The 6,280-nt window shown below is 54.2% G+C and carries 9 protein-coding genes; 4 read left to right on the forward strand and 5 right to left on the reverse strand.

What is annotated here, in order from left to right; translation table 11 throughout:
* Nucleotides 1-5 precede the first annotated feature (5 nt).
* From dapF to yigB, 4 genes are read left to right on the forward strand one after another with little or no spacing between them, the layout of a single operon-like run.
* Nucleotides 6-836: a diaminopimelate epimerase gene (gene dapF / locus BIZ37_RS12285; protein ID WP_107300310.1), complete on the forward strand. Its 831-nt coding sequence runs from the start codon at nucleotides 6-8 to the stop codon at nucleotides 834-836.
* Nucleotides 833-1,537, forward strand: a complete 705-nt coding sequence (locus tag BIZ37_RS12290; protein WP_187461745.1) for a DUF484 family protein — start codon at nucleotides 833-835, stop codon at nucleotides 1,535-1,537. The genes dapF and BIZ37_RS12290 overlap by 4 nt, the downstream gene beginning before the upstream one ends.
* Entirely contained in the window at nucleotides 1,534-2,445 is a 912-nt protein-coding gene (gene xerC, locus BIZ37_RS12295) for a tyrosine recombinase XerC (RefSeq protein WP_107300308.1), read from the forward strand. Before BIZ37_RS12290 ends, xerC begins: the two co-directional genes overlap by 4 nt.
* Before the next feature lie 28 nt (nucleotides 2,446-2,473).
* Nucleotides 2,474-3,196 carry a 5-amino-6-(5-phospho-D-ribitylamino)uracil phosphatase YigB gene (gene yigB, locus BIZ37_RS12300; protein WP_187461746.1) on the forward strand — a complete coding sequence of 241 codons (723 nt, stop codon included), beginning with the start codon at nucleotides 2,474-2,476 and terminating at the stop codon, nucleotides 3,194-3,196.
* Between the two features lie 180 nt (nucleotides 3,197-3,376).
* On the opposite strand, the gene BIZ37_RS12305 is transcribed toward yigB, so the two are convergent.
* Genes BIZ37_RS12305 through BIZ37_RS12325 form a run of 5 tightly spaced genes read right to left on the reverse strand, consistent with a single transcriptional unit; the run spans nucleotide 3,377 to nucleotide 6,027 of the window.
* The gene (locus tag BIZ37_RS12305) at nucleotides 3,377-3,832 is read right to left on the reverse strand and encodes a DoxX family protein (protein WP_187461747.1); all 456 of its coding nucleotides are present in this window, start codon (nucleotides 3,830-3,832) and stop codon (nucleotides 3,377-3,379) included.
* On the reverse strand, nucleotides 3,826-4,602 hold the full coding sequence (locus BIZ37_RS12310; protein ID WP_187461748.1) for a DNA-binding domain-containing protein: 777 nt from the start codon (nucleotides 4,600-4,602) through the stop codon (nucleotides 3,826-3,828). Before BIZ37_RS12310 ends, BIZ37_RS12305 begins: the two co-directional genes overlap by 7 nt.
* Entirely contained in the window at nucleotides 4,583-5,428 is an 846-nt protein-coding gene (locus tag BIZ37_RS12315; protein WP_187461751.1) for a DUF692 domain-containing protein, read from the reverse strand. Before BIZ37_RS12315 ends, BIZ37_RS12310 begins: the two co-directional genes overlap by 20 nt.
* Nucleotides 5,429-5,452: 24 nt before the next feature.
* On the reverse strand, nucleotides 5,453-5,713 hold the full coding sequence (locus tag BIZ37_RS12320; RefSeq protein WP_107300303.1) for a DUF2282 domain-containing protein: 261 nt from the start codon (nucleotides 5,711-5,713) through the stop codon (nucleotides 5,453-5,455).
* A gap of 47 nt (nucleotides 5,714-5,760) precedes the next feature.
* Nucleotides 5,761-6,027, reverse strand: coding sequence for a DUF2282 domain-containing protein (locus tag BIZ37_RS12325; RefSeq protein WP_107300302.1), 267 nt, complete (start codon nucleotides 6,025-6,027; stop codon nucleotides 5,761-5,763).
* Between the last annotated feature and the right edge of the window lie 253 nt (nucleotides 6,028-6,280).

Consider the following 6,280-nt stretch of genomic DNA (forward strand, 5'->3'; position numbering starts at 1 on the left):
ACAACATGCAGGTTAATTTTTCGAAAATGCATGGTCTGGGGAATGATTTCATGGTCGTCGACTGTGTTACTCAGAACGTGTTCTTCTCGCCGGATGCAATCCGGCGCCTGGCTGATCGCCACCGTGGGGTGGGGTTCGATCAGCTGCTGGTGGTGGAGCCGCCCTATGATCCCGAGACGGATTTCCACTACCGGATCTTCAATGCCGATGGCAGTGAGGTTGAGCAGTGCGGCAATGGTGCGCGCTGCTTTGCCCGTTTTGTCTGGATGAAGGGGCTAACCAATAAATACCATATCTCGGTCAGTACCAAGGCCGGTAAGATGGTGCTCAAGCTGGAGAACGATAACCAGGTCACCGTGAATATGGGTGTCCCAGAGTTTGATCCGGCGAAGATCCCTTTCCGTGCCAAGCAAAGTGAGAAAACCTACATTTTGCGTGCTGGTGAAAAAACCGTGTTCTGTGGTGCTGCGAGCATGGGTAATCCCCATTGTGTCACAGTTGTCGATGACGTCGACACGGCGGATGTCGAGACCCTAGGGCCGCTGCTGGAATCCCATGAGCGTTTTCCTGAGCGGGTCAATGCGGGCTTTATGCAGGTGATCAACCGCAATGAAGTCAAGCTACGGGTTTATGAGCGTGGCGCCGGTGAAACCCAGGCCTGTGGAAGCGGGGCTTGTGCCGCTGTTGCCATCGGCCGGATGCAGGGGCTGCTGGATGATAATGTGAAGGTATCGCTACCGGGCGGTGACTTGCAGATCCGCTGGCCGGGCGAGGGTAAACCTTTGTATATGACAGGTGCGGCAACGCACGTGTTCGATGGACAAATTGTATTATGACCGATATTTCTCAGCTGGACGTGTGCACCCCTCGGCAGGACACCGTCTCGTTGGACGAGCAGGCAGTGGCTGACTTTTTGTTGGCCAACCCTGATTTCTTTGTTCGCCATCCGGAGCTGTTGAGCCGGATCCAGGTCCACCATGCCGATCGTGGTGTGGTGTCGCTGGTGGATATCCAGCTTGAGCGTCTGCGTAGCAATGTCGGTGAACTGGAAGAGAAAATTACCGGTTTGGTGGGGGCGGCGACGAAGAACAGCCAGCTCTACCATACTTTTGCCAAGGCGCAACAGCAGTTGTTCCAGACCCACAACATCTACCAGGCGTTGTGTGTGCTGGAGACCTTGGCCGAAGAGCTGGGGCTTGATGTCAGCCTGCGCCTGTTTGATAGTTTGGATGACAACCTCTTCCTCGAGCGCCGCAGCTTCGACAGCTTCAGCCGCTCGCGGCTGTCGTCCCGTCCGGTCTATCTTGGTCGCTTGCGTAAGCATGAGGCAGAGGTGTTATTTGCTCAGCCGCCGCAATTGGGCTCCTTCCTGGTATTGCCGCTTGGCAATGACAGGCCATTTGGTGTGCTTAGTTTCGCCAGTGTCGATGGTGGCCATTTCCAGCCAGAAATGGATACCCTGTTTGTCGAGCAGCTGGCAATGGTTTTGGCTAAATTGATCCACCATTGGGAATATACCCGAGAGGTGATTGAATGAGCCTGCCATCCGGTCTGGAAAAGCCGTTGCAGCGCTTTTATGAATACCTGCGTAGTGAGCGGGAGCTTAGCCTGCATACCCAGCAGAACTACAAGCGCCAACTGACAACCATGGCAGAGCAGTTGGTCTCTTTGGGTGTCGATAATTGGCAGGCTGTGGATGCCGGCTGGGTGCGCCAGTTGGCTTCCAAGGGCATGCGTGATGGCCTTAAGGCCAGTAGCCTGTCGATGCGCCTGTCAGCGCTGCGCAGTTTCTTCGACTATTTAGTCCAGCAAGGTCTGCTCAAGGCTAACCCGGCCAAGGGCGTCTCGGCGCCGCGTAAGGCAAGGCCGCTACCGAAGAACCTCGATGTTGATGAAATGGATCAGCTACTCAGTGTCGATGAGGATGACCCGTTGTCGATCCGTGACCGGGCGATGATGGAGCTAATGTATGGTGCCGGTCTGCGTTTGTCTGAACTGGTGAGCCTTGACGTCAAGAATGTCAGTTTGCGTAAGGGCGACTTGCGGGTGATAGGTAAAGGCGATAAGGAGCGGATTGTGCCCTTCGCCGGACTGGCCCGTGAGTGGGTCGGTCATTGGCTAAAGGTCCGGGGCCAGTTGGCAGCGCCCGGTGAGCCGGGGCTGTTTGTTTCCAAGCTCGGGCAGCGTATCTCCAACCGCAATGTCCAGAAGCGAATGGCGGAATGGGGCCAGAAGCAGGCCGTCTCCAGCCATATAAACCCGCACAAGCTGCGCCATAGCTTTGCTACCCATATGCTCGAGTCATCGGGAGATCTGCGGGCTGTCCAGGAACTGCTGGGTCATGCCAACCTCTCGACCACTCAAATCTATACCCACTTGGACTTCCAGCACCTGGCACAGGTGTACGATGAAGCCCATCCCCGAGCCAAGCGCAACAAGCGCTGAGCCGGGATTGTTTCGAGAGTAACCGCTGATGCAGTTTTACCGCCGCTTGTCCGCGCCCAAGGCGCTGACCTTCGATCTTGACGATACCCTCTATGATAACCGTCCGGTGATCCGCCGTGCCGAGCAAGCCATGCATGATTGGTTGGCGGCCCATCACCCGCGCACACAAGGTGTCGGAACGGCGGATTGGCTGCAGCTGAAAATGCGCCTGGCCAAGGCCGATCCCATGCTTCGCCATGACGTGACCCAATGGCGCTTTGAGTTGCTCAAAATTGGCTTTATGCAGTTGGGCTACTCCTTGTCGGCAGCCGAGCAAGCCGCCGCCGAAGGCGTGGCGGTGGTACTGGAGGTTAGAAACCAGGTCGATGTCCCTGAAGAAACCCACCGGGTGCTGGCCTTGCTCAAGCAGCAACTGCCGTTGGTGGCAATTACCAATGGGAATGTCGATGCGGACAAAATCGGGCTGGGGCAATATTTCGATGGTGTATTGATGGCAGGCCGCGATGGGTTGTCAAAACCCGAGCCGGATTTGTTTTCTCGTGCAGCGGCAGGACTCGGCCTGGCACCGGGTGATATCCTCCATGTCGGCGATCATCTGGTGACCGATGTCGGCGGGGCTAAGCGCAATGGCTTCAAGGCCTGCTGGTTCAACGATCAGCAGCGGGTGTTGAGCCGCGAGCCGCGCGCCAAGTGGTTGCCGGATGTCGAAATCAGCCAGCTTTCACAGCTGTTGGCTTTGGTGCCTGAGTGATGCTTAATTTTTGGCTTCGGTAGCAGGATAAAATCACAAAACCTACCCGACATGGACGTCGGGTTGGAGCGACATGGATGTCTTTATTGCGTTTTTGGGATTTTCGTTCTGCTATCGAAGCTGTTGCGTAGATTTGTAAAGGGCTGCAGATTTTGCAGCCCTTTTTTGTTGGATGATGGATTACTGCAGCAGGGACTGCTTAGGCTTGCTGCTTATCAAATGGTCGACCGAGATCATTCCGGCCCCCCAGAACACGTTGACCAGCATCATCATGCCCCACAGCTGGTGGTCGAAGAACCCCTTCTCCCACAACAGCGGGTAAGATACCACCGCAATAATATTGAATACGAACAGAGCCAGTGCCATAGGGCGGGTAAACAAGCCTAGTGCTAGGAATACCGGCAGTATCAGCTCGGCAGCGGTTCCCATGTAGGCGGCGATTTGCCAAGGCAGCAATGGGACTTGGTACTCATACTCAAATAGGTAGAGGGTGCTGTCCCAGCTGTTGTATTTCACCATGCCTGATTTGAAGAAGACCCACGCCACCCAGAGCCGGGTGAACAGCAGCAGGAGTGGGATCAGTGGTTCGGTGATCCGCTGAGACGTAGTGTCGATTTGTTTGAGAAAATTCAGCATGCGGATTCTCCCTCAGGCAAGCCGTGGATACGGGTAAAGAGTTGTTGTTGGATAAGTTCGCCGAGAATAGCCAACATGGCTTCATCGGCTTCCCCTAAGGGTTTTCTCTGCTGGCATAGGCGCAACAGTGCTGTAGCTGATGGGGTGGTTGCCAACACCTGTATTCCTTGAGGGCGGTGCTGGATAATGACCGGCTCCGGTTGGCTGAGGTCAATTTGCTCAATCTGGTCTTGGGTGATCATCTGCCACAGGCTGGCGACCGGGTATTGGGCATCGAAGCTGTAGATAGGCTCAGCAACTTCCATTACCAACTGGGGCAGGTTGTCCTCGGTGATCAGTGTCAGTTGCTCGAACGGAAAATTCGTGCTGACCGGAACATGCTGACTGGCGCGGTCTACCAGCCATTCGAGGCGAGCGAGATCGGCTAGATAGGGAACGGCCTCGACCAAGGCGGGCTGATTGTTGATAGTTTCGCTGAACCCGTCGCCGTAGTCGGTGACATTGCCCTCGCTAAGCGGATAGTTGAGGACATGTTGGCGGGCTATTTGGGCAAAGCACTCTTCTCCCACAACAGCCAGACAACAGGGGTAGGTGGCTTCCAGAACCTCTGACAGGCTGATAATAAAATTGTTTCGGTAAACCTGGATCAGTTGCTCCGGGCCGAAAGTGCTGTCCGCGATATTCTCGCCGGCGGTGCTGGGCCGGTAATGCAGTGCTTCGGCGAAATCCTGCTGTAGCTGGTGGAGGCTGTTAGGCTGCGGAGACCCCATCGTTGGCCTCCTTGGCAATAATCTGTTGCGCTTTTTCAGCTTCCCCAAGCAGTACGTCCAACTCCGGGATATCGAGATCCCATTCGATGAGTGTAGGCACTCCGCCTAGTGCAGCAAAATGTTGGCGTACCCATTGGCGGTAGAGTTGCCACACCGGTTCGCTGACCGGTTTGCTGTGGGTGTCTATCCAGATCTCCCCTTGCTCGAATTGCTTAACTGTAAAGCCGGCTAGGTGGATTTCCTTGACGGTTCGCGGGTCGATAGCATCAAGGTAGGTCTGGCAGTCAAAGCCATGGTTGAAGCTACTGACATAGATATTGTTGAGGTCGAACAGCAAGCCACAACCGGTGCGCTGCTGGACAGCCCGCAGAAATTCCCATTCGGGAATGGTCGAATGGTTGAAGCTTAGGTAGCTGGACGGGTTCTCAACCAGTAATTGACGCCCGAGGGCTTCTTGCACCTGTTCAACCTTACGGCAGAAATGGGCGAGAGCCTCTTCGGTGTAAGGGAGCGGTAACAGGTCATTGAAGTACTGTCCGTCGACCGAGCTCCAGCTTAGGTGATCGGAGACAGCTATCGGGTTGATTTCATCGACCAGTTGCTTGAGTTGGCCAAGATGTTGTTTATCCAGCTCGTCGGCAGAGCCTAGGGACATTCCGATCCCGTGGCAGCTGATGGGGTAATGGTTGGCAATATCCCGGAGTTGCTGGCGGGCCGGTGAGTTGGCCTTGAAATAATTCTCGCTGTGGATCTCCAACCAACCGATTTCTGGCCGTTCAGAGAGAATTTGATGGATGTGGGGGGAGCGAAGCCCCACCCCTACCATCTTGTCATAAGACAACCTGCTCAATTACTTAGCCTCTTTAGCACTACCGACCAGGCGATCACAAAGGCCTTTAGGCACCATGACGAAAGCATCTTTCTGACCATCGGTTTTCGAGGTACCGGCACACGAGCTGGTTTTGGTTGCACAGTCGTTTTTACCGGCTTTGACCACACCGTAGCACTTCTCTTTTTCTGCTGCGACAGCAACAGATGGGGTTAATGCGGTACCCGCAAGGGCAAGTAGGCCTGAAACCGCGGTAGCAACAGCTAGGTTAGACTTTTTCATAATGATTCCTTCATTCTAGTGTTATCAAGTTGGTAGGTGGTCTAGGGTTATGATGAGCTGGTTGAGCCGCCGGCTAGGCGATCACACAAACCTTTAGGAACCATCACGAAGGCATCTTTCTGGCCATCGGTTTTTGAGGTACCGGCACAAGAACTGGTTTTGGTTGCACAGTCATTCTTACCGGCTTTCACGACGCCGTAGCACTTCTCTTTCTCTTCGGCGGCAACCGCTGCTGTAGTAGTCATGGCGGTGCCGGCTAGGGCAAGTAAGCCAGTTACGGCAGTGGCGAGTGCGATGTTGGTAGTCTTTTTCATGTTCATTCCTCTTAAATACGCTGACTGTTGCAGGAAACTGCAACGTTTCCTTTCTGGTTAACTGGCACCTCAATGGTGCTCTCGGTACATAAGAAAGGGCGAGTTAGAAATAACTTTCACCCTTTCTTAAATTTTTTTAACTTTCCGTTAACTTTGCGTAATTCCAAGCATAGAACAAAACAATCTGGCAAGAGGTTGATTAGGTGAAATTTTTGTCGCCCATTATTGACGGGTTTGTCATCTATATAGGGGG

This window comes from Photobacterium sp. BZF1, assembly GCF_014349205.1.
In the GTDB taxonomy this organism is placed as follows: domain Bacteria; phylum Pseudomonadota; class Gammaproteobacteria; order Enterobacterales; family Vibrionaceae; genus Photobacterium.